The organism is Butyrivibrio sp. M55, from assembly GCF_900116865.1.
Classification (GTDB): Bacteria; Bacillota; Clostridia; order Lachnospirales; family Lachnospiraceae; genus Butyrivibrio.
On the sequence record NZ_FPCD01000003.1, the window covers coordinates 104080 to 130091 of the forward strand.

Annotated in this window: 25 protein-coding genes; 5 read left to right on the forward strand and 20 right to left on the reverse strand. The window is 40.9% G+C overall.

What is annotated here, in order from left to right:
* Window positions 1-23: 23 nt before the first annotated feature.
* Window positions 24-1337: a right-handed parallel beta-helix repeat-containing protein gene (locus BM398_RS04765; protein ID WP_175531845.1), complete on the reverse strand. Its 1314-nt coding sequence runs from the start codon at window positions 1335-1337 to the stop codon at window positions 24-26.
* Between the two features lie 284 nt (window positions 1338-1621).
* On the opposite strand from BM398_RS04765, the gene BM398_RS04770 reads away from it, so the two are divergent.
* Window positions 1622-2221 carry a hypothetical protein gene (locus BM398_RS04770; RefSeq protein WP_092336656.1) on the forward strand — a complete coding sequence of 200 codons (600 nt, stop codon included), beginning with the start codon at window positions 1622-1624 and terminating at the stop codon, window positions 2219-2221.
* A 78-nt stretch (window positions 2222-2299) separates the two neighbouring features.
* Here BM398_RS04770 and BM398_RS04775 read toward each other — a convergent pair whose 3' ends face one another.
* The 7 genes from BM398_RS04775 to BM398_RS04805 form a co-directional block, all read right to left on the reverse strand.
* Window positions 2300-3313 carry a hypothetical protein gene (locus tag BM398_RS04775; protein ID WP_092336657.1) on the reverse strand — a complete coding sequence of 338 codons (1014 nt, stop codon included), beginning with the start codon at window positions 3311-3313 and terminating at the stop codon, window positions 2300-2302.
* Window positions 3314-3333: 20 nt separating this feature from the next.
* Window positions 3334-4299, reverse strand: a complete 966-nt coding sequence (locus tag BM398_RS04780) for a 4Fe-4S binding protein (protein ID WP_092336658.1) — start codon at window positions 4297-4299, stop codon at window positions 3334-3336.
* Between the two features lie 22 nt (window positions 4300-4321).
* On the reverse strand, window positions 4322-4861 hold the full coding sequence (locus BM398_RS04785) for a TlpA family protein disulfide reductase (RefSeq protein WP_092336659.1): 540 nt from the start codon (window positions 4859-4861) through the stop codon (window positions 4322-4324).
* 29 nt (window positions 4862-4890) lie between these two features.
* Window positions 4891-5853 carry a hypothetical protein gene (locus tag BM398_RS04790; RefSeq protein WP_092336660.1) on the reverse strand — a complete coding sequence of 321 codons (963 nt, stop codon included), beginning with the start codon at window positions 5851-5853 and terminating at the stop codon, window positions 4891-4893.
* 84 nt (window positions 5854-5937) lie between these two features.
* The gene (locus BM398_RS04795) at window positions 5938-6918 is read right to left on the reverse strand and encodes a lysozyme inhibitor LprI family protein (protein WP_092336661.1); all 981 of its coding nucleotides are present in this window, start codon (window positions 6916-6918) and stop codon (window positions 5938-5940) included.
* 149 nt (window positions 6919-7067) lie between these two features.
* Complete coding sequence (locus BM398_RS04800; protein ID WP_092336662.1) at window positions 7068-7760, reverse strand: SdpI family protein; 693 nt, start codon at window positions 7758-7760, stop codon at window positions 7068-7070.
* The gene (locus tag BM398_RS04805) at window positions 7757-8026 is read right to left on the reverse strand and encodes an autorepressor SdpR family transcription factor (protein ID WP_092336663.1); all 270 of its coding nucleotides are present in this window, start codon (window positions 8024-8026) and stop codon (window positions 7757-7759) included. Before BM398_RS04805 ends, BM398_RS04800 begins: the two co-directional genes overlap by 4 nt.
* Window positions 8027-8252: 226 nt before the next feature.
* Here BM398_RS04805 and BM398_RS04810 point away from each other — a divergent pair, with 226 nt between their 5' ends.
* On the forward strand, window positions 8253-9146 hold the full coding sequence (locus BM398_RS04810) for a helix-turn-helix domain-containing protein (protein ID WP_092336664.1): 894 nt from the start codon (window positions 8253-8255) through the stop codon (window positions 9144-9146).
* Here the strand turns inward: BM398_RS04810 and BM398_RS04815 are convergent.
* Both BM398_RS04815 and BM398_RS04820 read right to left on the reverse strand, forming a co-directional pair.
* Window positions 9133-10008, reverse strand: a complete 876-nt coding sequence (locus BM398_RS04815; protein WP_092336665.1) for a LysR family transcriptional regulator — start codon at window positions 10006-10008, stop codon at window positions 9133-9135. The genes BM398_RS04810 and BM398_RS04815 overlap by 14 nt on opposite strands.
* A gap of 124 nt (window positions 10009-10132) precedes the next feature.
* Window positions 10133-10630: a hypothetical protein gene (locus BM398_RS04820; RefSeq protein ID WP_092336666.1), complete on the reverse strand. Its 498-nt coding sequence runs from the start codon at window positions 10628-10630 to the stop codon at window positions 10133-10135.
* A gap of 115 nt (window positions 10631-10745) precedes the next feature.
* Here BM398_RS04820 and BM398_RS04825 point away from each other — a divergent pair, with 115 nt between their 5' ends.
* Window positions 10746-11270: a hypothetical protein gene (locus BM398_RS04825; protein ID WP_092336667.1), complete on the forward strand. Its 525-nt coding sequence runs from the start codon at window positions 10746-10748 to the stop codon at window positions 11268-11270.
* A gap of 105 nt (window positions 11271-11375) precedes the next feature.
* Here the strand turns inward: BM398_RS04825 and BM398_RS04830 are convergent, their stop codons facing one another.
* From BM398_RS04830 to BM398_RS04865, 8 genes are all read right to left on the reverse strand, one after another.
* The gene (locus BM398_RS04830; RefSeq protein ID WP_092336668.1) at window positions 11376-11858 is read right to left on the reverse strand and encodes a GNAT family N-acetyltransferase; all 483 of its coding nucleotides are present in this window, start codon (window positions 11856-11858) and stop codon (window positions 11376-11378) included.
* Between the two features lie 15 nt (window positions 11859-11873).
* Window positions 11874-14453: an ABC transporter permease gene (locus BM398_RS04835; RefSeq protein ID WP_092336669.1), complete on the reverse strand. Its 2580-nt coding sequence runs from the start codon at window positions 14451-14453 to the stop codon at window positions 11874-11876.
* Window positions 14450-15145, reverse strand: coding sequence for an ABC transporter ATP-binding protein (locus BM398_RS04840; RefSeq protein WP_026656391.1), 696 nt, complete (start codon window positions 15143-15145; stop codon window positions 14450-14452). Before BM398_RS04840 ends, BM398_RS04835 begins: the two co-directional genes overlap by 4 nt.
* Before the next feature lie 97 nt (window positions 15146-15242).
* Window positions 15243-16745 (reverse strand): 23S rRNA (uracil(1939)-C(5))-methyltransferase RlmD, encoded by a 1503-nt coding sequence (gene rlmD, locus BM398_RS04845; protein WP_092336670.1) that lies wholly within the window; start codon window positions 16743-16745, stop codon window positions 15243-15245.
* Between the two features lie 15 nt (window positions 16746-16760).
* Window positions 16761-17252 carry a tRNA (cytidine(34)-2'-O)-methyltransferase gene (locus BM398_RS04850; RefSeq protein WP_026514014.1) on the reverse strand — a complete coding sequence of 164 codons (492 nt, stop codon included), beginning with the start codon at window positions 17250-17252 and terminating at the stop codon, window positions 16761-16763.
* Between the two features lie 9 nt (window positions 17253-17261).
* Window positions 17262-18698, reverse strand: a complete 1437-nt coding sequence (locus BM398_RS04855) for a HAMP domain-containing sensor histidine kinase (RefSeq protein ID WP_092336671.1) — start codon at window positions 18696-18698, stop codon at window positions 17262-17264.
* The gene (locus tag BM398_RS04860) at window positions 18699-19400 is read right to left on the reverse strand and encodes a response regulator transcription factor (protein ID WP_026656384.1); all 702 of its coding nucleotides are present in this window, start codon (window positions 19398-19400) and stop codon (window positions 18699-18701) included.
* A 15-nt stretch (window positions 19401-19415) separates the two neighbouring features.
* Complete coding sequence (locus tag BM398_RS04865; RefSeq protein WP_092336672.1) at window positions 19416-21809, reverse strand: endonuclease MutS2; 2394 nt, start codon at window positions 21807-21809, stop codon at window positions 19416-19418.
* 138 nt (window positions 21810-21947) lie between these two features.
* Between BM398_RS04865 and BM398_RS04870 the strand changes: the two genes are divergently transcribed.
* Window positions 21948-23309 (forward strand): S1C family serine protease, encoded by a 1362-nt coding sequence (locus tag BM398_RS04870; RefSeq protein ID WP_092336673.1) that lies wholly within the window; start codon window positions 21948-21950, stop codon window positions 23307-23309.
* Between the two features lie 22 nt (window positions 23310-23331).
* Window positions 23332-24279: a 3'-5' exoribonuclease YhaM family protein gene (locus BM398_RS04875; RefSeq protein WP_026667268.1), complete on the forward strand. Its 948-nt coding sequence runs from the start codon at window positions 23332-23334 to the stop codon at window positions 24277-24279.
* Between the two features lie 46 nt (window positions 24280-24325).
* Here the strand turns inward: BM398_RS04875 and BM398_RS04880 are convergent, their stop codons facing one another.
* Both BM398_RS04880 and BM398_RS04885 read right to left on the reverse strand, forming a co-directional pair.
* Window positions 24326-25483 carry a pyridoxal phosphate-dependent aminotransferase gene (locus BM398_RS04880; protein ID WP_092336674.1) on the reverse strand — a complete coding sequence of 386 codons (1158 nt, stop codon included), beginning with the start codon at window positions 25481-25483 and terminating at the stop codon, window positions 24326-24328.
* The gene (locus BM398_RS04885) at window positions 25480-25962 is read right to left on the reverse strand and encodes an Lrp/AsnC family transcriptional regulator (RefSeq protein ID WP_026656380.1); all 483 of its coding nucleotides are present in this window, start codon (window positions 25960-25962) and stop codon (window positions 25480-25482) included. Before BM398_RS04885 ends, BM398_RS04880 begins: the two co-directional genes overlap by 4 nt.
* Window positions 25963-26012 lie beyond the last annotated feature (50 nt).

The following is a 26012-nucleotide window of genomic DNA, read 5'->3' on the forward strand; positions in this document are numbered from 1 at the left end:
GGGGTAATATTATTATAAACGATTTATTTATTTTTAACTACTGTTTTTGCGGATCCGTAACCTGAAAGGTCACTGTATGATATTACTGTTGCTGTTCCTGATTCTCTGTCTGCAGAGCCGAACTCAGCTTTTACTGCCTTTGCGCCCTTGAATTCCTGGTTTGAAAGGTTGTCTGAAACATCGTTTCCACGACTCTTATCCTTGCAAGCCTCTTCGTACGCATCAGCTTTATTCTCTGCAATAAGAAGGTTCTTCTGGAACTTATTTGAAGAATCACATGCAAACTGGACAAGGAAGCATGCACCCTTCGTGTTGTATATTGTATTATTTGTGATTACACAGTTCTTTGCGGCACCGGTCTTCTTAGCGTCATAACCACCAATGCTTATTCCTGCCAAACCACCATTTACGATAGTATTGTTATTCACTCTGATGTCTTCAACTACAACACCTTTATGCTCTGTTGCAATCTCAATTCCAAGATCACAGTTCTCAACATAGTTATCGTAAATATCTATGTCTTTTCCTCCGTCAACATATATACCGTCGGCACAAGCGTCGTCATATGTCACGTTTTCTTTTGAGGAAATATTATAAACCACATTATTAAAGATTTTTCCGGCTCTCGCTCTATCTCTGTCATCCTTTGTTGACTTCTCAAAGCCAATTGCATCTATACCGATGTTGTCACAATCATGCACTTTGTTATTTGAAATCTCAAATCCTTCAACATTTCCGTTTACTACAACTGCTTCACTGTTTCCAAGGCGCAGGCCGTACACCTCACAATTTGTGATAGTAATGTTCTTTGTAGGCTCCTTTAAACTTCCGTCTACAATAATACCATGTGCATTATAATCATCTGATTTTTTTGAATACTTACATCCCATATCATGAATCTCACAGTCCTTAATTGTAACGTTCTGTGAGCCTTCATCTACGCATATACCCTTTGGAGCTACACTTCCTGAAGGTTTATTTAATGTGAAACCTCTGATTTCAAGATTTTCAATAGTTACATCCGATGCGCATACATAGATCATTGAATCATCGCTAGATGTAGGAGTGATCTTTGATCCCTCAAGCACTGCGCCATCTTCACCTACAATCGTTAACCCGTCGGTCTCTACACTGATCTGTTCCTTGTATTCCCCTTTAGGAATGATGATCGTATCCCCTTCATTCGCCTTCTCGATAGCATCTTCAATAGTTTTAGCCCCTTGCGAACCAACGCGGATAGGTTCTTTTGCATTCACGGGAACAGTCCCCATATCGCTGTAGAGCGACAGACATGCAATGAATGTACATGATGCAACTAACTTAAGAATATTTTTCATTTGCATTTCCTTTTCTGTTCTCTCCTTTTCTTTTCTTTGTTGGTTGATGTGTATATTATAACGGCCTCATGAATATACTTTATCACACTTCAGCAAAAAAGTGAAGAGTTTTCTTAACATTTTTAACTTTTTCTTTGAATTGGCAGAATAGTGCATTTTCTTGGCATTCAGCTAAAGTGTTTTCCTTATTTTATCAAGTGTTGCATATTTATGTTTCATAAACCGTTTACAATTGTTACTTTTTGTGTTAAAGTACTTTTGTTGTCAAAGGGAGGGAATTACTCATGAAAAAGAGAGTATTGGCACTATGCCTGGCAATTTCTTTATCAACAGTATGTATAGCTTGCGAAAGCAGCTCTGCACCGGAAACAACCGAGACTGCAGAATCCTCGGAAAATGTAACACCGGATGATACAAATAAAGATATTGCACCGATTTCCGATGAAGCTCCTATGGGCGCCACCGAAAACGTAAATAACGATATTATAGATGAAGGTACTGACGATTCTTCAGGCAGCAAAGCAACCGACTTTGATTGCTCTGTATTTACAGGAGCAAGTTATTCCGAAGTATGTGAATACGCCAAGAAGGTAAAAGACCTTACAATTGCCGAAGACTGGAATGCTCTCGGCGATATGATCCTCTATCCTGTAGAGGATTTAGATGGCAAGGTTTTAAAGTCAAAAGATGAGTTTGTTAAATACGCTTCAGATCCGGGCTTTGATAAATCTTATATTGATTCAATCAGCAAGTGGTCTGTAGATGAAATATGGTTTAACAGCCATGGCGCTTGCATTGATGACGGACTTATATGGTTCCAGGATTGCGATCCCGACGGTACGGAATTTATGATTCGCTCATTCTTCGACCTAACACCACACTAAGCCAACGATATTCAAATTCATATATACATAAAAAATCAGCAGCCGTAAATCTTGGGCTGCTGATTTTATTTTATAAAGTTAATTTGTTGTTATTTCTTTATACTCAGGAATATTTCCGTTCTTTATCTGCTCAGTTACACCTATTGAAGTAAGCTTCTCTTCTTTCTTCTTCTTGAGTTCATCTATTGTAACAAACTTGATATCCTTAAATGAATCCATTACGGTCTTGTGAGGGCTGTCTGTATAAAGGTTCGGAATATCCACAGGCTCATTTGTTTCTGAATCACATACAAGATATGAATAGTACTCTTCTGCTCCTGCCGCTTCTTCGGAACGCTCAAGTCCCAATGTATAAACACAGATCAGTCCTTCATATTCCACGCCACTGAAGTCATCATGTTCCCTGAAATCTGCAAACTGCTCGATTCCAATCTGCTCTTCTTCGTAATAACCAAATTTATATTTTCCGTCAGCATCTATGCAAGCCGCATCACTGACATGAAGGGTAGCACCACCGCTGCCTCCGCCTGAAATAAAGCCAAACTCGTTAATATTCGTCTCGCTTCTTGCCCATTCAGCATAAGCATACACAACCTGAAGTTTTGAATCGATTTCTTTGATAATAAGCGTCACTTTGCTTCCGGGCTCTATAAAAGGTCCCTGAATACGAAGCGCCATTTCTTTTACCCCATCTGCTCCGCAGTCTATATACGCATACTCCATGGATTCAACGCCATTATCGTAATTCTTATTGAGCTCATCCTTAAGCTCGGAAAGAGTATATTCTTTATCTGTCGGAATACTTCCTATAACATCAAGCGCATAATCATCTGATGAATCCTGCGGATTATCCGCGAAATTCTTAAAGCTTATAGTGTTTTTTCCCTCAACAAGGGCATCCAATGCCGCGCTGTCTGCCGCTTCAGCTTGCACATTTTGTTCTGCAGAAGCCGCATCACTTGCATCTTCTGTCTGACTGTCGGGCGATGCCGACGCACCCTCCAGCATGCTTTTTGCTTCATCAACAGGTGAACATCCGGCCATGACTACCGCCAACAGTCCTGTCATTACCATTAGATTAACTTTTCTCATTTCATTTCTCCTCCAAAAACTCATCCTATTCCCATACACTCGTAGCACAAGCGGATTGCCTTGCTCTTTATATCATGGAATCCTTTACTGTTTAGCCCGACAACAATAAGGATCACCGCAAGCACTATAAAAATAACCTGCAATGATCTCTTCTTCCTGTCAATTCTACGAATGCCTATATGTATTGCGTCTACAGGGCAATGCCTTATACACTCACCGCACTGTATACACTCTCTGTCACAGATTTTTTTTACATCCATCTTACAATTTCTGACGCACGCATCGCAATGAATGCATTTTGCTTCATCAACCTGCACTCCAAAGAACGAAACCGGTTGAAAAAAAGAATATATTGCACCAAGCGGACAGATAAACCTGCAAAAGCCGCGATAGGCAAATATGCAGATTATAATAATTGTTAATAATAGCACGACTTTCCAGCCAAACAAAATCCCGATAAGGGAACGCAATTTCTTTTGCATAAATGTAAGTGGAATCCCCGCCTCGAGCGTGCCTGCAAGGCATATATATTTACAAAAACCGGGCGCTGAATAAAATATGGGAATCATGACTGCAAATAGGACAAGCAAAACATATTTTATACAGGTAAGCCCTCGCGTGGTCTTACTCTTTTTAAGTTTGGGCGTAGGTATCTTGTGTAAAAATTCCTGAATCATCCCAAACGGACACAAAAAGCCGCAGATGAATCTTCCGAGAAATAATCCCATAAGTAAGAGCGTTCCAATGATGTAGTAGGGAAATTTATATCTCGAAGAAACAAGAGCAGTCTGAAGGCTCCCAAGCGGACACGAAGCAATCGCTCCGGGGCAGGAATAACAATTCAGCCCCGGAACGCAAACTCCCTTGCTGTTGCCTTTCCAGATTGTTCCGGTTGCAAAGCCCTTCACGTTACAATTATATAAAACGGCTGTAATCAACTGCACATAGCGTCTTGAAAACTTCTTTAAATGCTCTCCAACTTTCATGTGCCCCTCATTTCTTATCACGTCAGTTCATGCACGCATCAATTGCGCCCTTGTACTCTTTATACTGAGTATCGGCATCCTGTGCTCCAAGGAATATCTTTTCTATAACGCCGTTTTTAATAATAAGAGTGTAAGGAATACCTTCTGAGGGATATTTTGCCCCTATAGTTCCGTCTTCATCATAAGCAATCGGGAACGTGAATCCATGATTTTCTACAAGTGCATCGACAGTTGTTTTGTCTTCCTCACAGTTTACACACAGAATCGAAAGATTTGAATATTCATCTTTCTTAAGCATATCAAAAGCAGGCATCTCTCGCATGCAAGGGCCGCACCATGATGCAAAGAAATTGAGGATAACGACATCATCTTTGTGATCTGACATTTTAAACTCAGATCCGTCTACGAGCGTTGCTGTAAAATCAGGAGCCGCATCGCCTTCTTTCAGACCTTCTCCAACTTCCATAGCTTCTTGCTCACTCGCGGCACCGCAAGCAGTTAAAGATGATAAACAAATACTAATTGCAAAAACAAAACCAAATAACTTTCTGTATTTACTCATTATTTCGATCCTCCTTTGCTTTGTTTACTTTATCCTACATGCAGATCATTTTCAAATAGATCCTGTTCGTTCACTCCGTTACTGGAATAAAAAACTCCATTTTCATCAGGCTCAAATGGAAGATATCCCAAGAATTCACCACTCTTTGAATTAAATCCCATAACGTTCTGCTTTATTTCACATGGATAGATTGTTTCTCCGGCCTTGGCAGTCTTAGGCGCATCTCCCGATTCATCGGTAAATGTAACATCTTTTTTCAATATCAGACCGCCGTCAGATTCAGTAATAATGGGCCGAAGCTTTTCAGTCTTTTCTTCCGTTGCAAATCCGTCATCACCATATGTATAGTTCTTAGTGCAGATCCAGCTTCCAAAAATATCGTATCTCTTTGCAAGGACTATCTTATCAGCATAAATGCAATAAGTTGAAGAATCTGTTTTCTCATCGTAATTACTATCTACTCTCATATAATCATCAAGCTTATCGAGCTCTTTCATAGAACCATTGTCCCACTTATAAAGCGTTACTGTTCCGTAGTATGCATCTCCATAGTTTTCCAATATAAGATAATCCGCGCCGGTTTTATGGACAAATAACGCATCTGCGCCTCCGAACACAATATCGCCATCTGCATAAACCTCAACATCTATAACCTGCTCATTTATTTTCATCTTGCAGGTTGTATCTTTAAACTCAAAAAGAAGTGTATCCTGCTTGCCATCATTTCCAAGGTCTACTTCTTTCTTTTCATTCTCTTTTAATTGTTCGTAATAGAATTCACTGTCATTAGCAGCGCTGTCTGTTGCATCTGCCGCTGAATCCGCCTCCGATGATGCATCCGTAGCACCGGATATTTCTACTTCGGATACTTCCGCTGTGCTCTCTTCTTGCTGTTCACCGATGCCAAGATTGCTCATATCAATCGGAGTACATCCGACAAAAAACATCGATACAAGCGGAATTGCCATACATACCAATTTACTCTTTTTCATTTTTTCTCCCTTTCTCCCTTAGGTGTGTTGGTCGGATTACATTATTCAGTCTTCACTTTTCCAACACATAAATATTTTACTTTTTTACATTGCAGTGGGGAACTTTAATTCCGTTCCCTTAGGAATTATCTTATTTACCGACTTGGTAATACTAAGCGTAGCACCATCCCATCCATAGGTAATCTTACCTTCAATACCTGATTGTGCCTTAAAATCAATTGTTGTATCGTTGATAAGAGGGTCGTATGCAAGCTGCCCTACTTCTTTTCCGTCTACAACTACTGTTATCGCAATTGAACCGCCTTCCATTCCTTCAGATATATCAAGCATGCCGCTGTCGCTCACATATGCATTATCCATGAAATATCTTTTTGGCAATTCGTAATTATCACCTTTTATGTCAGAAAGAGTCTTTGCCAGCATATAGCAACGATTCTTCAAAAATCTTGCATCCAATTCGCTATTTTGCATAGGTGCCCATGAGCCTTCCTCATATTTAAGGACTTCGTAGCAACGATCAAAATCAGCTTGCCATTTTTTCTGTTCAGCCTGAATCTCTTCTTTTTTCGATGCGTCGGCTTCTTCAAGAGCTCTTTTCAAAAGACTGTCAAGTTCAAGTTCCCATGTATACGGCTCAGCTCCGCTTACAACATTCATCCCCTGCTGACCCAGATCTCCGTCGAAATGATATCCGGTATAATAATTTGCAATCTTTTCTATTCCCTCTATTTCTTCAGCAATTGATTTGCTGTTCTTAATTACTTCATCAACTTTAGATTTTACAATATCTTCATCATACTCCGATTCATCGAAGTCTGCTTCGACTTCTTCTCCATCGCCCATGATTTCTTTCCAGTTCTCTTCCCACTCATCTATAGGAACCAGGGACGCATCTTCTGTTGAAGCCTCCGGCGTTGTGTACTCCGCAGAAGCATCTGCTGAAATCACTTCTTTTCCGATTGATTCAGCCGGACTTACAACCGCATTGGAAGCACCCGCTCCGCAGCCCGTCACCGTCATGCATATGCACGATAATATTGATGCAGATAAATATTTTTTAGTCATAATATTACTCCTATGTTGATTACGTGTATTAGTTCTGTTAGTACAGTATAATTCCAAAAGCTCTTTTTGTCAAAATTATTTGTAAGTAAAAGGAGCCATACGCGAATTTTAGGCATTTTCGCGTATGGCTCGTCTCTTAAAAATCAAGTTTAGTTTTCTTTCTTTTCATCTTTGTATACTTTATACGCATAAGCAAAACTTGCAACACCTGCCAAGCATATATATCCCACCGAAAGCATTGTTGCCACAAACGAACTTTTCATTAGCAATGCAGTGATGATTGAAAGAACTCCGGCAATAATAAATGTTACACCTCCGAAATGATTACTCTTTCTCCAAGTAGTGTCATTATACATGCTCCAGCTTACTCTAACTCCGACCGTTCCGTTGATTCGTGTTTTGGGCATGACATTTCCCAGCCAAATAAATAGCACCCCCATCATTATTACTGACACCTTCCCGATATCAACTACTTGCTTCGCTGCTCCTAAGATAGCTCCTTTATACTCACCCAATAATATAAATCCCTGCAATACAGTAAACATTGTAGCCATTCCCACACCAACATAACTGATTACCCTAGCGTTAGATTTTGCCTCAGCACATTCTTTTTCATCAGTGCTTTTTAAAGCCTTTTTCTCATAATAACCAATGCATATTGTCCAGATAAAAGACATAAATAGAATAAGAATTGGAAAGATAAGATTTTCATTTTTAGACCCCCATCGTGTAACATTTCCCACCGCATCATAATGCATCGGAACTCTTTCAGGAATAAACTGAATCGCAACAGCTGTTCCAATCAAAGAAATAAAAGAAATACTCCACATTAGTTTTTTCATTGCTTTCCACCTCCAAACTGTCCAATCCACAAAATCAGCTCCTCAAAGACTGTTGCATTGATCTCGTAGTAAATATAGTTTTTCTGCTTATACTCCATGATTAAGTCTGCACCTTTAAGAAGCTTTAAATGATAAGACAGTGCCGCCGGAGTTATTTCAAGTTTTTCCGCAATCTCTCCGGCATTCATCCTGCCATCCTTTAACATCACAAGAATGTCTCGCCGCTGCTTATCGGCAAGCACTTTGAATATATTTGTTTCGCCCATACGTTGCGCTCACTTCCGAATTCTATTTAAAAAGTTTTTTAAATACTATAATCATAGTATGGCCATACAGTTTTCTTCGTCAAGAGCTATTTAAAATATTTTTTAAATTCTCATATTATGGCGTTTGCTTGCCTTCCTGCATCAATATTTCAGCATTCTCGTTACGGTGGATTGATAACAGGCATTCAGACTGATACACTTAAAGTGCAAAAAGGAGGCTGTAATCATGGATAAAATGAAAACCGGCGCTCTGATTAAAGAAGCAAGAATTAAAAAGAATTATACGCAAAGTGAACTGGGCGATTTACTTGGTGTTAGTAATAAAGCTGTTTCCAGATGGGAAAAAGGAGAAAGTTTCCCTGACGTTGGATTGTTGGAGAATCTGGCAACTACTCTTGATCTACGAATTCAAGAAATTGTTACCGGAATCAAAGACGAACACGATGAAACTGCATTGATTGAGATTGTCAGAGCCGCAAAGCTTCAACAACGCGAGAATAAAAAGAAAAATATCAGGCACTGTTTACAAATCGTGCCCATTCTTTGTTGCATATTATCCGGGGTTTCAGCGCTTGGAAATAACAGTTTTATCTTTGACAGTAAACCCACTTGGGAATATGTACTATTTATGGTAATTACATTTATTACGGTAGTGATCGTCTACTCCTCAAATCAACAATCCCATGGCAATTCAAATATGTTTTCCACAATTTCAAAGCTAATTTCAACACTTACCCTCATAGGAAGCACTTTATCAACGTGGATCATCATGTTAAAGACCGCAAATGGCTCAATCCCTTTCGGAATGGAGCCATCATCAATAGGACCATTTCTGAATAACATCCTGATAGTAACGTTCACAATAAACCTGATATTACTGATTATCCAAATGTATCGATATGAAACTCACGACGATGCCGTCCATTGGGGATGGTTCATTTCCATCGCCGCAATTTATCTGACTACATTATACGGAGATTGGATGCATAACATGAACACTTTTCAGGGTGCAGCAAAGGATTTTGCCATTAGAACCTCGATTGTGGTTATTGTTACTGGGATTACAAAAATCATTTCTTTTTCTACTTCTTTTACCCATAATTCCCCTAATCTCTCATAATAATTTCAGCCAAAGCTTTTATTGCTTTGTTCTGTTTTTTATCCTTATGTATTAAAACCTGTGAATACACAGGAAAATCTTCCCCCTTCCATGTAAGGCGCTTGAGTTTGCCTGTTTTTATTTCATTTTCCGAAGTAATATCCGGTATAAACGCTACGCCTAATCCGTTGATTGCAAATTGTTTCAGTATTTCTTTACTACTTGTTTCCAGAACTATATTCGGAGAGATTTCATGCCTATCAAGATCAGAAATCAACATATGTCTAAAATTACAGTTATGCCCAGTCAATAAAAGCGGAACATTCTTTAGATCTTTTTCTCGAATAGTTTTATCTGCAACAGGATTTGTTGGTGATGCATAAAAGCCCAGGCTTTCCCGTTTCTTATGCAGAATTTTAACCCTTTCATCCTCAATTAGCGGATTTAGCGTATATACCATATCAAGCTCTCCCTTCTGAAGAAGCTCAGGAATATCATCATGCGTAACAAACTGTATTCTAATTTCTGTTCGCGGATTATTCTTGGTATACTCCATCAAAATTCGTGGGAATCTACTTACACAAAGAGACTCAGACACGCCTAATTTCAATACGCCTGCAGGATTATTTTCATCTGTTACATCAAGACGAATTTCTCTCTCTAACTGAAGCATCTTCTCTGCATATGCTATTAGTCGTTCTCCCGATGAGGTAATTGAAATAGTTTTTCCAAGACGCTCAAACAACACACATCCCAGTTCATCCTCCAACTGCTTAATCTGCGTTGTAACAGTAGACTGCGCATACCCCAGGCTACTTGCCGCCGCAGAAAAACTTTTCATTTCTGATATTTTCAAAAAAGTACTTAACTGTGTAATTGTCATACGTAATCTCCATATTAAATAATTTACAAAAACATATACTCCTTGACACATATGATACTTCGTTATAATATATCACCATAGAAATGTGGTTTTGTGCCGTACGGTTTAATACCTATGCGGGGTACTACGTTTCTTTTTTTATGTCTATTAAGTCATATAGATATTTTTTACCATCTTCATCATGTCGTATGATCATTCTACCTTGGAAATAATTTCTTCCCGTTATACTCCCTCTATCATCACATGTTGGTAACGAAAATCTGACTGTGCATCTATACCAGCCATATTTCGCATCTTTATTATGTTTTGCCTCACTATTCTCTCGAAACGATACATTCGATGCAATTCTGATAAGTTCCGGAATAGCTTGCGATGCATTGGCTTTGGCTTTTCCTATAGTTCCTAATGCTTTGGCACTATATCGGCTATTTGCATATTCGTCAGGAAAATCAGAGCCTATATATATTATTTCATCCGTTTCATCTATCGCATAACGCTCTCCAACATATTTCTTTAAATATTCCTCCACTCCCGGCCAATCAATTCTCCTCTTACTGCTGAACATAATGGTTTCAATCTGAATTACTCTTTGTCCTTTTTCATTTATTACTATTGATGCCATACGCTTCCTATCATTCAATATTTTTGAATTATATAATTATTTATTTCAATTTTACTGATATTAAATCCAATGATATTATACGGTCATATCCAATTAAGCGCAAGGAGGTTTTCTTATGAATGAACTATGTAAAATAATTAAAGATACAGTAAAGCCAAACTTTTTGAATATTCGCACTTCCATACGTACCTATGACAGAGACGCCATATGTTGCGGCGCTCCTTGCTGGAGATGGGCATATCACGCTCTTCACTCAGCCGACAAATGGTTTATCAATCCATTCGTTTACGAAGAGCCTGTCTTCCACGAATATGGAATGGACAATCCCGAAAATCCGACAAGCGTTATTTTATCCGATGCTCAGCTCCTGTCATATCTTGATATGATAGAAAAGAAAACCATGAATTATCTGAATTCCCTTACGGATAATATGCTGTACGAAAAGCCGGAAAACTGCATCTATACTCGCATGGAACTTGTACTTCGCCAATACAGACACCTGTCCTTCCATACCGGAATGCTTAATGGACAAACTGCTGTAGCTACTGAAAAATTTCCCATGTGGGTCTCAGAAGCAGATCAATTTGTTGACGACGGTATCTTATTTGGACGATATCGTAAAAGCAAATTATCTAAATAAACTAATCTCACTTTATTTCTTTCCAAAAAAAGTTCCACTCAAAAGAATTCTATCTCTTCTGAGTGGAACTGACTTATATGCCCGTATCGGAATATCTATGTCTTTTCACAATTTTAATACAACAATAAGCTCTTCGCCATCCTTCTCTCCGTTTTCTTTAAAGCCAAACGAACTATAAAGCTTTGAAGCCACCGTGTTCTCAGGCTCATACGAAAGCCAGCAATACTCTGCCTCGCCGCACGGATACGTTCTTATGAACTCTAATGCCAGCTTTACGGCTTCTTTTCCATATCCATTTTCCTGATATGCTTTATCGATCATCAATCGCCATAGGTTATAATTCCCTTTTGCTATCTCCGGCGCGTCATCCCAATAATCATCCGCATCAAATCCAATCATCAAAAAGCCTACCGGTGTATCCCCATCATAAATACCAAACGGAAATGCATATCCATTTCCTGTTATCGCCGTATAAGCCTCGATAATACTGACATCATTAGATGCCACAAAACTTTTCTGTTCTTCCGAAACTTGTAATTTCAAAAGATCCCAAACATTTTTTCCATTTACTTTTTCAAGTCGTATCATATCATGCCTCACTCTTTACACAGCATCCTCTTTAAGAGCCTCAATGATATTGTCGTTCTTAATCTTGTTTACGCTAAGCGCCATACTGATTCCTAGAATTCCAAATACCGAAGCCGTAACCGCACCATACATGACCGGATCCGGATTAAAGATGAACAGATTCGAATTAAACGTGCTATACATAAGATAACTCAGCAAAAGAGATATCGGGATTCCCAGTATAAGTGCCCTAATTCCGTAAAGAAGCGTTTCTAGTCTTATCATCTTCTTAAATCCGCTATTCTCAAGGCCCACCGACTTGTACATGGCAAACTCTTTTCTCCTAAGGAGCACTCCGGTCGAAATTGTATTTACAATATTCGCGATTGCAATGAGCGTAAGGAGAATCGTAAAGCCATACATTGCAGTTTTCAGTATAAGCGTGACCGTATCCACTATCTGCAAGGAATCCGCAATATCAGAACAATAATAATTATGATATCCGTCATTTTCCAAAAGAGAATATATCTTGTCATGGACTTCTTTATGATTCGAGGTTTCAACACCCAGATCAACCGTGAGCTTATCTTCGGGAAGCACTTCTTTCGCCTTGTCATAGTACATGGATACGGGTACATATACCGCTATGTCATTCTTAGGTGTCATGTCTAAGATGCGGTTGTTTCCGTCATATTTGATCAATCCAGAAATCTCTACAGCCGGAGGATTCCCTGTAGCAACATCGTAATGAAGAACCTGCCCTATTATTCCGTCATTAAAGACTTCGCTGGGCTTTCTCTCGTGAAAATAATCATTTAACAACACTCCGCGCAATGTATCGCCATAGTAAGCACTCTTATCCAGCCCATTATCTCCAAGTATCCTGTCAAAGTCCTTATCATCCACTATGCACACGTCCATTCCCGCAAGGCTCAAATCCGCAAACCCGGGCAAAAGAAATTTGGGATCTGCAATATCCGTATTGGCAAGCTCTGCTTTAGACTCCGGAGCCTTCTTAAACAAAAACTGAATCATACTCGCACTGTATACATTATCAACGCCTTCTATCTCGCTGATTTCACTGCGTAGCCTGTCACTCTCCGAAAGCGAACATGATGCCACAATCTGATAAGGGATATCGATTTCAAACTTATTAGCTCTTGCTAAAGAATTGCAAAAATAGTTTGTTGTCAGGAACAGGATTATTGAAACTGCTAAGGTTGCGGTTATAACTTTACCTTTTACACCGTTCCTTTTTAAGTTTTTATATGCCAGCTCTCCTTCATATCCAAAGATTTTTCCTATCAATGGATTTACACGAAGACTCTTTGCTTTAACTTTCACCACATTGTTTTGTCGCAGAGCTTCAATCGGCATGACTTTTGACGCCTTGATTGCAGGAATAAATGTTGAAACAAATATTGTGAGTGCCGCAAAAAATACGATGGCAGCTATTACATAATGATTGCATACTACAGGAATACCACCACTCATACCTTCAGCACCGGCCATTAAATCCGCCTCGAGTATCTTTTTTCCAAGAACCGCCAAAGTCATTTTCGTACCGATATAACCAAGCAAAAGTCCTAAAGGAATCCCTATTCCACCAAGAACAATTCCCTCGTAGTATATTGAAAATCTCTTTTGCTTAGATGTGGCTCCGACACTTGCCAGCATTCCAAGATAGCGCATTCTCTCTGTAAGAGACATTCCTATGGAATTGAATATTAATATAATCGATGTAGCTATGACTATTGCAAGAGCAACAGCCATCATGGCAAAAAATGCCTTGTATGAACCGCCACTGTCTACAAACGCAAAGCAACTAAGCAGATACTCCGTATTGTATTCATACTTGTTGATTCCATATTCTGCCGTAATGCTGTTAAGCTGCTTAATCGCTGTATGATCGCATTTCTTAAGCGAAATCAGCACTTGAGCTTTTTCTTTTTCAGGAAAATAGCCATCATCCATTCCTCGCAGAATGTCCCAGTCACCGGTAGGTGTATTCCCATGAAGAATTGCCGTCACTGTACAGGTTTCTGTTGACTCAGCCTTAAACTGTTCGTCAGACCTGTAATTACCTGCCAGATAAGCAAGATCCTCAAGTCCGTTATCAATATATCTGTATCCTTGCTCAAAGGTAAGAGAATCGCCTATCTTAAGATCATCCAGGCCATTATCAATTAAAAACTGCTCTTCAACCGCTATTTCAGAAGATTTTTTAGGAAGCACTCCGTCATAATCCGCTACTACTCCCATGGATAAATAGCCATTATCCACATGATCGATATTTCCAATTCGGAATCTGTCTTCTTTATCATTTAAAAGTCTGACACCGGTTATTTTTTCTTCTGCATCACAAATTCCTACCGAAGCTATCCTTTTATCTTCTTTCAAAGAAACATACTGCTCATGCGTAATCTCACTAAACCGGGCATGTACATTTCCTTCTGTCTGTATTGCCAGAAGCCCAAAGAACTTAAAGAAAGAAAAAACGCCCAAAACTATAGCACTTATAAGTGCCGTAGATATTGCAATTCCAAAAATTGTAACGATGGATCTTTTCTTGTTTCCGACAAGATGTCTTAATGTCAGGGTTGATATAATATTCATGACACCATCACCCCTTCCTTCTTACTGTCGCGGGTGATCTTGCCATCTTCGATCGTGATGACTCTGTCAGCAGAAAGAGCTATTCTCTCATCATGTGTGATGATGATAACAGTCTGATTATTTTCTTTATTGAACTTGCGAAGCAGTGCTATGATTTCCTTACTGTTCTCTGAATCCAGGTTACCTGTAGGCTCATCTGCAAGAAGCAGCGCAGGATGATTCATAAGCGCCCTTCCTATAGACACTCTCTGTTGCTGCCCTCCGGAGAGCTGATTCGGAAGATGAGATAGTCTTTCTTTTAATCCAAGCTTTTCAACCAGATCGTTAAGAAGCTTTTTATCAGCCTTTTTTCCATCCAGTAAGATTGGAAGTGTCATATTCTCTTCTACATTCAGGATAGGAATAAGATTATAAAACTGATAGATAAGACCTATGTTTCTTCTGCGAAAGATTGCAAGCTTGGTCTCATCAAGCTTGCCGATGTCTGTCCCTGCGATAGTGCAAGTACCCGATGTAGGAACATCCACTCCTCCAAGGATGTGAAGAAGTGTTGATTTTCCTGAACCGGAAGGTCCTACTATTGCCACAAACTCTCCCTGCTCTATATCAAAAGAGACATCTTTAAGAGCATCAACTCTTGTCTCCCCTGTTCCATATACTTTACAAAGGTTTCTTATTTCCAGAATGTTCATTTTTCTTTTGGCTCCCTTCTCATGCAAAAAACATGTCGAATATCTTATTCATGAGAATAGAATATAGCTTCCATCTTACAATCAAGTGACTATAAAATTACAGATTAGTCACATTAGACGTCAAAAGGCAAACCGTCTCAACATGTACAGTCCAGGGAAACATATCACAGGGGCGTATTGCCTGAAGCGAATACCCTCCGTCTGCAAGAATGCGAAGGTCTCTTGCAAGTGTCGCGGAATCGCAGCTTACGTACACGATTCGCTCGGGCTGCATCTTAAGCATAGTTTCAAGACAAACTGAGTCGCAGCCTTTTCTGGGCGGATCGACTACGATAACATCGGGGTGAAGGCTGGAGCCGTCATCTCCACCGGATACAGTCTTTCTCTTTTTCTCATAGAACTCGGGAAGAACTTCTTCTGCCTTGCCGCAGTAGAACTCCGCATTGGATATTCCGTTTCGCTCGGCGTTCCTCTTGGCATCCTCTATTGCTTCGGGAATAACCTCGATACCGTAGACTCTTCCTGCAGTCTTTGCCATAGACAACGTAATGGTTCCTATTCCGCAGTAAAGATCCCACACGGTCTCTTTTCCGGTAAGCGACGCATACTCGATTGCCTGCTCATACAGTTTCTTGGTCTGCACAGGATTCACCTGATAGAATGAAAGCGGAGAAATCTCAAACTTAAGTCCGCACAAAGTATCACTAATTGTATCTTTTCCCCAGATAGTATGTACTTCAAGTCCCATGATCACGTTGGTCTTATCCGTATTGATACTTACTGAGATGCTGCTCATTCCTTTAACTTTCGAAAGCTTCTCGACAAGCGCCTTCTGTCCGCCGATATACTCTACCTGCGCGCCACCGGCTCCCGCACCCGATTTCTTCGCAGATCCGGAACCTGCTCTGTAATTTATGACAAGGCACACCATTATCTCACCGCTTGTAAAACCTTTTCGGATCAGAACATGGCGAACAAGCCCCTTTCCTGAAACCTCATCGTACGGGCGCACATGATTTTCTGCCATGTGAGATCTGATAATCTCCATGATTTCTTCATTCTCTTTAACCCCAATGCAACAAGAAGTCATAGAAATGATATTGTGCGATCTACCGGCATAAAAGCCTGTAACAACCTTGCCCTCTTTGTCACAGCCGACAGGGAACTGCGCTTTATTCCTGTACTCCCAAGGTTCATCCATTCCGATGATGGGCTTCATCACACTATCAACAAACTCTGCGTCAAATCCGCCGAGCCTTATGATATTGTTTCTTACCTTGTTCTGCTTGAATTCAAGCTGTCTCTCGTAAGACATGCTCTGAATCTGACATCCGCCGCACTGCCTCGCCACAGGGCACTTCGGCATTATACGATGCTGCGAAGGCTCAAGTACTTCCTCAAGATGCGCATAAGCATAGTTCTTCTTCGCCTTCATTATCTTCGCTTTTACTTTATCTCCGATAACTGCGTCCTTAATAAAAAGGGTATAGCCATTTATTTTGCCTATGCCCTCTCCATCATTTCCAATATCGGTTATATCGACTGTCAGGATATCATCCTTCTTGTAACCCGCAGTCGCAATTTCTTTTTTACCACTCATATATCCCACCTGATGTTATTTCCAGTGAAGCCTGTGAAGTTCGCCTTCTTTCTCAAGCCCCTCAAAATCATTCTGCCTAAGCGCCTCGTACAAAACGATTGCCACAGAATTGGACAGGTTCAAAGACCTGATGTCATTTCCCATAGGAATCCTGATACAATTCTCCTCGTTTTCCACAAGAATCTCCTCAGGAATTCCCGCACTCTCTTTTCCAAACATGATGAAATCATCCATGCCAAAAGAAACTTCGGTATAGGAACGCTTTGCCTTTGTGGTAGCCATCCAGATCTTTGCCCCCGGATGCTTTTCCTTGAAATCATTAAAGTCCATATACCTTGTAACGTCGAGTCTTTCCCAGTAGTCCATTCCCGCGCGCTTCAGCTCTTTTTCATTGAGTCTGAACCCAAGCGGCTCTATAAGATGCAGCGAAGTTCCCGTAGCAACACATGTCCTTCCGATATTTCCTGTATTCTGCGGTATCTCCGGCTGATGTAAAACTATATGCATAACTTTCTATTACTCCTCATCATCCGCATCCATGGCTTTTGCCTTCGGAAGGGAAAAGATAAATTCCGTTCCGACACCCTCTGTACTGATGACATTTATATTTTCTTCGTGTGCTTTGATTATCTCTTTTACAATGGCAAGGCCAAGGCCCGTGCCCTTCTTATCCTTACCTCTCGAAAGATCCGATTTGTAGAATCTGTCGAAAATAAGCTTCTGATCGTCCTTCGGGATTCCTATTCCGCTGTCTTTTACAGAAACAAATACCTTGCTGTGCTTCTCTGTAGTCTCGATCTTGATCGCAGAATTCTTATTGCTGAACTTAATCGCGTTATCAACAAGGTTGTAAAGAACCTGCTGTATCTTGCTCATATCAGCGCTTACAAGCATCTTGTCATCTGTGAGCACCAGATTGATCGCGATATTCTTGTTAAGGCATGTTCCTTCAAAAGACTCCGCAACCGTCCTGATAATGCTGTTTATGTCAAAATCGCTCTTATCAAGAAGCATTCCCGTTGTATTCAGATTGTTAAGAGTAAGCATCTCATTTGTGAGCTTGGTAAGTCTGTCCGTTTCGTTGATAACTATTCCCAGGTATCTGTCATGCATCTCAGGCGGTATCGTTCCGTCCTGCATTGCAACAAGATAGCCTTTTATGGACGTAAGCGGCGATCTGAAATCATGCGAAACATTGGCGATGAATTTCCTCTGATCGTCCTCCTGCCTTGCTATCTCGCCCGCCATATATGAAAGCGAAGCAGCAAGATATCCCATCTCATCCTCCGACTCAACAGAGAACTCGTAGCTCATATTTCCCACCGCGTACTGCTCGGTCGCGGTCGTGATCTTCCTAAGCGGCATATACACAAGCTCAGTGAAGAAGATAAGGATTATCAGGGACAAAAGAAATAACACAAGTAGCATCAGATACGAAATATCAAGAAACGTATTCGCCGACGCCTTTATTTCCGACAAAGGTTCATGAATGACAACATATGCCTGAACCTTCCAGTTAGCCGTTATCGGGGCAAAAACGCTTAAGTTTTCCTCGCTTAACTGTCCCCAGAAATCTCCTATCGTGTAATAAGAGTTTCCGATAACCGTCGGATCAAAGTCCTTTATCGCAATTTCCTCGTTCTGCTTAAAAACCCTTGAAGAATCAAGTACAAGTCTTCCCGAAGGGTTAACTATCCAAATTACAGATTTATCCATGTACATGGACAAAGACACCAGCTGCTGATGAACCGTCTCAAGCGAAGCCATATTTGTATAAAGATCCGCCGCGTATGTGTTTGCTATCTGCGTTGCGACGCGGTACATATTGTCGGCCTTGTCACGCCTTAAACGCTCAAAAGTCATGCTGTACACAAATGTCGCCACAACAATAAATCCGAAAATACCAAACAGCAAATACGCCAAAAGAAACTTTAAATAAAGTGTCCGTTTCATTTACTGTTGCACCTCAAATTTGTAGCCGATTCCCCAGATCGTTGCTATTCTCCAGTTATCATGGTCATTGATCTTCTCTCTGAGTCTCTTGATATGCACGTCGACCGTTCTTGTATCACCGACGTACTCATATCCCCAGATCTGATCAAGAAGCTGCTCTCTTGTAAAAACATGGTTCGGCGAAGCGGCAAGGAAATACAAAAGTTCCATCTCCTTCGGCGGCATATCGACTCTTTCTCCCATGTATGTCACAGAATAATTGGTCATATTGATCTCAAGGTTAGGATATCTTACAACCTTGTCGTCTGACTCTGTGGTCTCCTGTGTCTGCGGTTTGTATCTTCTAAGAACTGCCTTAACTCTTGCGACAAGTTCTTTTGAATCAAACGGCTTTTCCATATAGTCGTCCGCGCCCATCTCAAGTCCCAGAACCTTATCAAAAACCTCTCCTTTTGCGGAAAGCATGATTATCGGAACCTGTGAAGTAGCCCTGAGCTCTCTGCACACCTGATATCCGTCAATTCCCGGAAGCATCAGGTCAAGAAGCACCAGATTGGGCTTGAAACTGTCAAAAGCATTTATCGCAGACTCGCCATCGTTGCATATTCTTGTTTCAAAACACTCTTTTACAAGATACAACGAAATAAGCTCCGCAATATTATTATCATCATCAACTATCAGAATTTTCTGTTTACTAACCATGTCTTATTATTTCCCTCACTTTATAAACGTAACTATGGTAACTCCTGCATCTCCCTCGCCGAATTCTCCCAATTTAAAAGATTTAACATACGGAACCGACTTAAGATGAGCGTGAACTGCCTGTCTTAAAATTCCCGCACCTTTTCCGTGCACGACTCTCACATTGTTAAGATGTGACATATATGCATCGTCAAGATATTTATCAAGAGCGGCGATCGCATCATCACTGTTCTTGCCGATAAGATTTACCTCTGTTTTTATGCTTGCTGCACGCGAAAGATCCATCTTACCGCTTCCCGAAGATCTTCCGTAAAATTTCTTCATTGCAGCCTTTCCATCATCCTCTTTTATGAGAACAAGATCTCTGATGTTTGCCTTAGTACGCATGATTCCGCACTGCACATAGAGATTTCCGTCCTTGTCAGGCTTTGAGCTTATTGTGCCCTTAAGCCCCATAGATACGATTTTTACGGATTCACCGAGCTTAAGCTGTGATTCTTTCAGGATAGGATGTGTCTCTTTTGCCTTCTCTTTTTTTGCAGATATCACTTTATTCTTGTCAGAAATCTTCTGACCCACACCGGTTCTGGCTCTCTCAAGATCCTGCATTGACGCTCCCGGGCCGGCTTTTCTAAATACTCTTATAGTTTCATCCGCAACATCCTTGGCTTCCTGCAGAATATCCCTTGCCTGTTCGTTAGCTTCCCTGATAATGTCATCGCGCTGCTTATCAAGCTTGTCAGACTTCTCCTCAAGGCGCTTCTTGAGCTCCTCAACCTCTTTTTTGTATTCTGCGATCTCAAGCCTCTCGGACTCGATCGTCTTTCTGCTCTTTTCAAGATCTGCAAGAAGATCCTCAAACTTTTTATCCTCAGTACTTATCTGCTCTTTTGCCGCATCGATAATTTCTTCGGAAAGACCAAGCTTTGAAGAAATCGCAAAAGCATTACTCTTTCCGGGAATACCGATAAGAAGCCTGTATGTGGGCTTAAGTGACTCCACATCAAACTCGCAGCTTGCATTCTGCACACCATCAGTATTGAGCGCATAAACTTTAAGTTCACTGTAGTGCGTAGTTGCAAGCGTCCTGATATTCCTCTTATGAAGATCGTTAAGTATCGAAATGGCAAGAGCCGCTCCCTCTGTGGGATCCGTTCCCGCACCAAGCTCATCAAAAAGACACAGCGAATTCTCGTCTGCATTTTTGAGGATTGAAACTGTATTTGTCATATGCGATGAAAACGTTGAAAGAGACTGCTCGATGCTCTGCTCGTCTCCTATATCCGCATACACTTCGTCGAACACCGAAAGCTCGGACCTGTCACCTGCAGGTATCGCAAGTCCCGCCTGTCCCATTATGGTCAAAAGACCTACTGTCTTAAGCGTTACAGTCTTACCACCGGTATTGGGGCCCGTGATTATGAGCATTCCAAAGTCTTTTCCGGCATAAACATCTATCGGAACAACCTTGTTCTTGTCGATAAGAGGATGTCTGCCCTTCCTGATATCAAAATAGTGACGGTCGTTGAACACAGGCGGAATCGCATTGATCTCAAGCGCATATGATGCCTTGGCAAAAACAAAATCAAGATCCGTCATTATCTCAGAGTTATATCTGATATCATTTACATGCTCCGAAACTTTTACGCTAAGCTCAGCAAGAATCTTATCAATCTCAGCACTTTCATGAAGCATAAGCTCTTTTAACTTGTTGTTGAGCTCAACCACTGCCGCAGGCTCGATAAAAAGAGTCGATCCCGAAGACGACTGGTCATGGACAAGTCCGTTTATCTGTGACTTATACTCCGCCTTAACAGGAATACAATATCTGTCTCCACGCATGGTAACGACCGCATCCTGAAGATATGTCCTCATGGATCCGTTTATCATTCTGCCAAGCTGCTCATGTATCCTGTCGTTGGTAAGCATAATATCGCGTCTGATATGCTTGAGCGCAGGGCTTGCATCAGAACTTATCTCATCTTCCGAAACAATGCATCTTCTGATTTCCTGCGCAACAAAAGTAAGAGGCTCCAAAAGCTCAAAGCTCTCTGAAAGAGAATCTCTTGATTCACCGTCTCTCTGCGGTCTTCCGTATGACTTTACCCTGTTTACGTTATCCAAAAAAGCCGCTACCTTGAGAAGGTTGGCCGCATCCAAAGAGCTTCCGATCTTGAGTGCCTTGAGAACACCTGTAAAATCCTTGTTGCCCCCAAAAGAAACCGAACCTTTTTTGAATATCCTGTCGATTCCGTCTTTTGTCTTCTGCAGATTTTTTCTGATTTCTTTTATATCAGACGACGGTACAAGCTCCCTGCAAAGCTTCTTTCCGGGTTCTGAGCTTGCATGTTCCGTAAGTTTCTCTGTTATTTTATCGTACTCGAGTACGTGAAGTGCTTTCTGATTCATCCTATAGTCCTTAATACCACATCTTTTACACAATTATCCAAATTACAGTTTATCATTTATAAGACCCTGTGGCTAGTGTCCTACTAGTATTCAGCCGTAAAAGCGGATATAATTGGAGAGTAAAACGGAGGAAATGATATGCCTTTTAATGATCAGGACGAGAACAAAAAAGATACCTCGTTTATAAGCGAAAAGATAAAACAGCGCCCCATAAACAGAAAGAAACTTATACAAAGAACGATAATAACTGCTTCAATGGCAGTCGTATTCGGACTTGTTTCGTGTCTTACATTTCTTCTGCTACAGCCTCTTTTGAGTGACAAACTTTATCCCGAAAGCCAGCCCGAACCGATCACGCTCCCGGAAGAATCCGCCAGTGATGAGCTGACTCCCGAAGAAATGTTTGCAGACGATAATGAAATTGCTGAAAATGAGGCTCAGATCAATGAAGAAAATCAGAAAAACCAGTTGGAAGAGGCTATTGCTTCCTACGCTTTAAACGGATCTGACTTTGCAAAAATAATGACGTCTTCTCTTAAAGGCGTAGCAGACGAAGCATCCAGAAGCATTGTAAGAGTAACCGGCGTTTCCAACAACACCGACTGGTTCAGCGACTCTTTTGAGAACAACGGTGCATCGGGAGTTATCGTTGCGGACAACGGAACGGCTCTTTTCATCCTTGTTCCGTCATCTGCAGTAAAAAATGCCAAGAACATCAGGGTAACATTTAGTGATGAATCCATGGCTGATGCTGAGATGTGCCTTACCGACAACGTAACGAAACTGTGCGTTATCAGCGTCAAACTCTCATCCATGCAAGAATCCACCAAGGAAACGATAAAAATTGCAGATTTTGCAAATACCAATTTTACCAACCTGACAGCGGTTCCTGTTATTGCGATTGGAAGCCCCACAGGTATTCAAAAATCTGTTTCTATCGGACTGATCACTTCTGATAAGTCTCCACTTTATCTGGCAGACTCAAATTATAAGATAATTACAACCGATATGCCCGGAAACAGCGACAGCACAGGCGCCATTATTGATTTAAACGGCAAGCTTCTCGGCATCATCGATATGACTCACAACAGTGAAGAAAACAAGAAAAATCGCAAAGTTTTGGAAAATCACATATCGGCGATAGCAATAACCGAGTTGAGAAACCTCATAGAGGACCTTTCCAACAAAAAACCTCGCGCTTATTTCGGTGTCTATGGCAAAAATATTCCTGCCGCAATACGTGATGAAATGAACATTCCCCAAGGAGCCTATGTTACTTCCACGGAAGAATCTTCACCCGCAAGAAAAGCAATGATCCAGAGCGGTGACATCATAACAAAGCTCAATAACGAAGACGTTATCTCTTTTGACGCTTTTGTGAAAAAGCTTGCTGATTGCGCCCCGGATGATATAATATCAGTTACTGTAATGAGACAATCAACCAAAGGTTATACAGAGATTAAAACGCAGGTTACGCTTGAAAGCGCAACTCACGATTAATTTTTTTAGAAAGAGGCTTTCAATGAAATTTTTAAAAGACTTAAGACCCGGCGACAGAATAGCAGATATCTACATGTGCAAACACAAGTTAAGTGCCACCACTAAGAACGGAAAAGAGTATTTCTCCGTTACTCTTCAGGACAAGACAGGTACCGTGGATGCCAAGATATGGGAGCCCAACAGTGAAGGAATCGACGACTTCGACGACGCGGACTATCTTGATATTTTCGGCGAAGTAACAAGTTTTAACGGCGCAATTCAGATCAACGTTAAACGTGCAAGAAAATGCCACGAAGGCGAGTACGATCCCGCGCTGTACCTTCCCGTATCATCTAAAGACAACGACGTAATGTACAAAGAACTTCTCGGAATAATCGGAACCATTGAAAATCCTTATCTCAAGAAGCTCTTGGAAGAATTCTTTGTACAGGACGAGGATTTTATAAACAAGTTCCGCAAATCAAGTGCAGCAAAAACTGTTCACCACGGCTTTATCGGCGGACTTTTGGAGCACACTCTCAGCGTAACAAAGCTTTGCGATTACTACTGCAAGTCTTATCCCGTTCTCAAAAGAGATCTGCTCCTTACTGCAGCAATGTGCCACGATATCGGTAAAACAAGAGAGCTTAGCCTTTTCCCCACAAACGATTACACGGATGAAGGTCAGTTCCTTGGACATATCGTTATCGGTGCCGAGATGATAAACGATAAGGTAAAAAACATCAACGGCTTCCCTACTCTCTTAAAGCAAGAAATCATACACTGCATTCTTGCTCACCACGGAGAATACGAGTACGGTTCACCTAAAAAGCCTTCAATTATCGAAGCTGTAGCGCTCAACCTTGCAGATAACACCGACGCCAAGATGGAGACATTCACAGAGATACTGAACAACATAACAGAGCCCGGTTGGCAGGGATACAACAAGTTATTTGAAACAAATCTTTATGATTCGAAATTAGATATCTGATCATGATAGAACAAAACCCCGAAGGAAAATTCCTTCGGGGTATTTTTTATAATCTTGATATGAAGTTTTCAAGTCTCTCCATTGCAGCCTTAAGATTCTCCAGCGAATATGCATATGATATTCTGATATATCCTTCTCCGCAGTCACCAAAAGCTGTTCCGGGAACAACCGCAAGCTTCTCTTCTTTGAGTAGTCTCGTACAGAAATCATCACTTGTCATTCCAAATTTCTTAATGCAAGGGAACACATAAAATGCTCCATATGGCTCAAAACAAGGAAGTCCGATACGCTTAAACTCGTTAAGAAGATATCTTCTTCTGTGGTTGTACTGCTCACGCATCATCTTTACATCATCATCGCCATTTTTGAGTGCCTCTACCGCAGCATACTGGCTGGTTGTCGGAGCACACATAATTGCAAACTGATGAATCTTGACCATCTGCGCCATGATTTCTTCAGGGCCGCAAGCGTATCCAAGTCTCCAACCGGTCATGGCATATGCCTTAGAGAAACCGTTTATCAAAATAGTTCTCTCTTTCATTCCGGGAAGTGAAACAATAGATACATGCTTTCCCTTGTATGTAAGTTCTCCGTATATTTCGTCGGAAATGATATAGAGATCTTTTTCTCTTACAACTTCTGCGATCTTTTCAAGATCCTCTTTTTCCATAACCGCACCTGTCGGGTTATTGGGGAATGGAAGTACCAGAATCTTGGTCTTGTCCGTTACCTTCTCAAGAACTTCTTCTGCTGTAAGTCTGAACTCATTTTCTTCCTTAAGCTCGATTATAACAGGCTTTGCATCGGCAAGTATTGCACAGGGCTCGTATGAAACATAGCTGGGCTGAGGAATGAGAACCTCATCTCCCGGATCTACCATTGCTCTGAGCGCAAGGTCGATTGCTTCAGATCCACCTACCGTTACAAAAATCTCTTTTATCGGATCATAGGTCACTCCCTGAGTTCTCTTGATATACTCAGAAACTTCTGTCCTAAGCTCCTTTAATCCGGAGTTGGAAGTATAGAATGTTCTTCCCTTCTCCAGTGAATAGATGCCCTCATCTCTTATATGCCAGGGTGTGTCAAAATCAGGCTCTCCCACCCCCAGTGATATTGCCCCCTCTGTTTCCTGAACAATGTCAAAAAACTTTCTGATGCCCGAGGGCTTTATATCAACAATCTTCTTACCTATCGGATTTCTCATGGTGTTATCTTCTCCCTTGTGTCTTCGTACTTTCTGGTCAGTATTGTTCCGTGATCCTTGTATTTCTTGAGAATAAAGTGTGTCGCGGTACTGAGCACAGTATCAAGTGTAGCAAGCTTATTGTTTACAAAGCCCGCCACTTCCTGCAGAGTTTTACCTTCAAGAATTACCATAAGGTCAAAACCTCCGCTCATGAGATAGACACTCTTAACTTCGGGATATTTGTATATTCTCTCTGCGATGCTATCAAAACCAAGACCTCTCTGAGGTGTAACCTTAACTTCGATAAGGGCATTCACCTTATCAATGCTTGTCTTTGACCAATCAACCATTGTATGATAACCGCAAATTACGCCTTCGTCCTCAAGGGCTTTAAGCTCATTTGCGACTGTTATTTCTTCTGAACCGATAAGAACGCTAAGTTCCTTAACATCTATACGGCTGTTTTTCTCAATAATTGTTAAAATTTCTTCTCTGATGCTCATAACTTATCTCCATCCTCCTGTTAATCATCCCGATATATATAATA

Coding starts and splice junctions, on each gene's coding strand:
- BM398_RS04775 (WP_092336657.1), bottom strand. CDS start 3,313: ATGAGAAAAGTTAATCTAATGGTAATGACAGGACTGTTGGCGGTAGTC.
- BM398_RS04790 (WP_092336660.1), bottom strand. CDS start 5,853: ATGAAAAAGAGTAAATTGGTATGTATGGCAATTCCGCTTGTATCGATG.
- BM398_RS04815 (WP_092336665.1), bottom strand. CDS start 10,008: ATGACAATTACACAGTTAAGTACTTTTTTGAAAATATCAGAAATGAAA.
- BM398_RS04830 (WP_092336668.1), bottom strand. CDS start 11,858: ATGATACGACTTGAAAAAGTAAATGGAAAAAATGTTTGGGATCTTTTG.
- BM398_RS04795 (WP_092336661.1), bottom strand. CDS start 6,918: ATGACTAAAAAATATTTATCTGCATCAATATTATCGTGCATATGCATG.
- BM398_RS04870 (WP_092336673.1), top strand. CDS start 21,948: ATGCCTTTTAATGATCAGGACGAGAACAAAAAAGATACCTCGTTTATA.
- BM398_RS04835 (WP_092336669.1), bottom strand. CDS start 14,453: ATGAATATTATATCAACCCTGACATTAAGACATCTTGTCGGAAACAAG.
- BM398_RS04780 (WP_092336658.1), bottom strand. CDS start 4,299: ATGAAAGTTGGAGAGCATTTAAAGAAGTTTTCAAGACGCTATGTGCAG.
- BM398_RS04765 (WP_175531845.1), bottom strand. CDS start 1,337: ATGAAAAATATTCTTAAGTTAGTTGCATCATGTACATTCATTGCATGT.
- BM398_RS04825 (WP_092336667.1), top strand. CDS start 10,746: ATGAATGAACTATGTAAAATAATTAAAGATACAGTAAAGCCAAACTTT.
- rlmD (WP_092336670.1), bottom strand. CDS start 16,745: ATGAGTGGTAAAAAAGAAATTGCGACTGCGGGTTACAAGAAGGATGAT.
- BM398_RS04785 (WP_092336659.1), bottom strand. CDS start 4,861: ATGAGTAAATACAGAAAGTTATTTGGTTTTGTTTTTGCAATTAGTATT.
- BM398_RS04810 (WP_092336664.1), top strand. CDS start 8,253: ATGGATAAAATGAAAACCGGCGCTCTGATTAAAGAAGCAAGAATTAAA.
- BM398_RS04820 (WP_092336666.1), bottom strand. CDS start 10,630: ATGGCATCAATAGTAATAAATGAAAAAGGACAAAGAGTAATTCAGATT.
- BM398_RS04860 (WP_026656384.1), bottom strand. CDS start 19,400: ATGGTTAGTAAACAGAAAATTCTGATAGTTGATGATGATAATAATATT.
- BM398_RS04805 (WP_092336663.1), bottom strand. CDS start 8,026: ATGGGCGAAACAAATATATTCAAAGTGCTTGCCGATAAGCAGCGGCGA.
- BM398_RS04770 (WP_092336656.1), top strand. CDS start 1,622: ATGAAAAAGAGAGTATTGGCACTATGCCTGGCAATTTCTTTATCAACA.
- BM398_RS04865 (WP_092336672.1), bottom strand. CDS start 21,809: ATGAATCAGAAAGCACTTCACGTACTCGAGTACGATAAAATAACAGAG.
- BM398_RS04850 (WP_026514014.1), bottom strand. CDS start 17,252: ATGCATATAGTTTTACATCAGCCGGAGATACCGCAGAATACAGGAAAT.
- BM398_RS04800 (WP_092336662.1), bottom strand. CDS start 7,760: ATGAAAAAACTAATGTGGAGTATTTCTTTTATTTCTTTGATTGGAACA.
- BM398_RS04875 (WP_026667268.1), top strand. CDS start 23,332: ATGAAATTTTTAAAAGACTTAAGACCCGGCGACAGAATAGCAGATATC.
- BM398_RS04880 (WP_092336674.1), bottom strand. CDS start 25,483: ATGAGAAATCCGATAGGTAAGAAGATTGTTGATATAAAGCCCTCGGGC.
- BM398_RS04855 (WP_092336671.1), bottom strand. CDS start 18,698: ATGAAACGGACACTTTATTTAAAGTTTCTTTTGGCGTATTTGCTGTTT.
- BM398_RS04840 (WP_026656391.1), bottom strand. CDS start 15,145: ATGAACATTCTGGAAATAAGAAACCTTTGTAAAGTATATGGAACAGGG.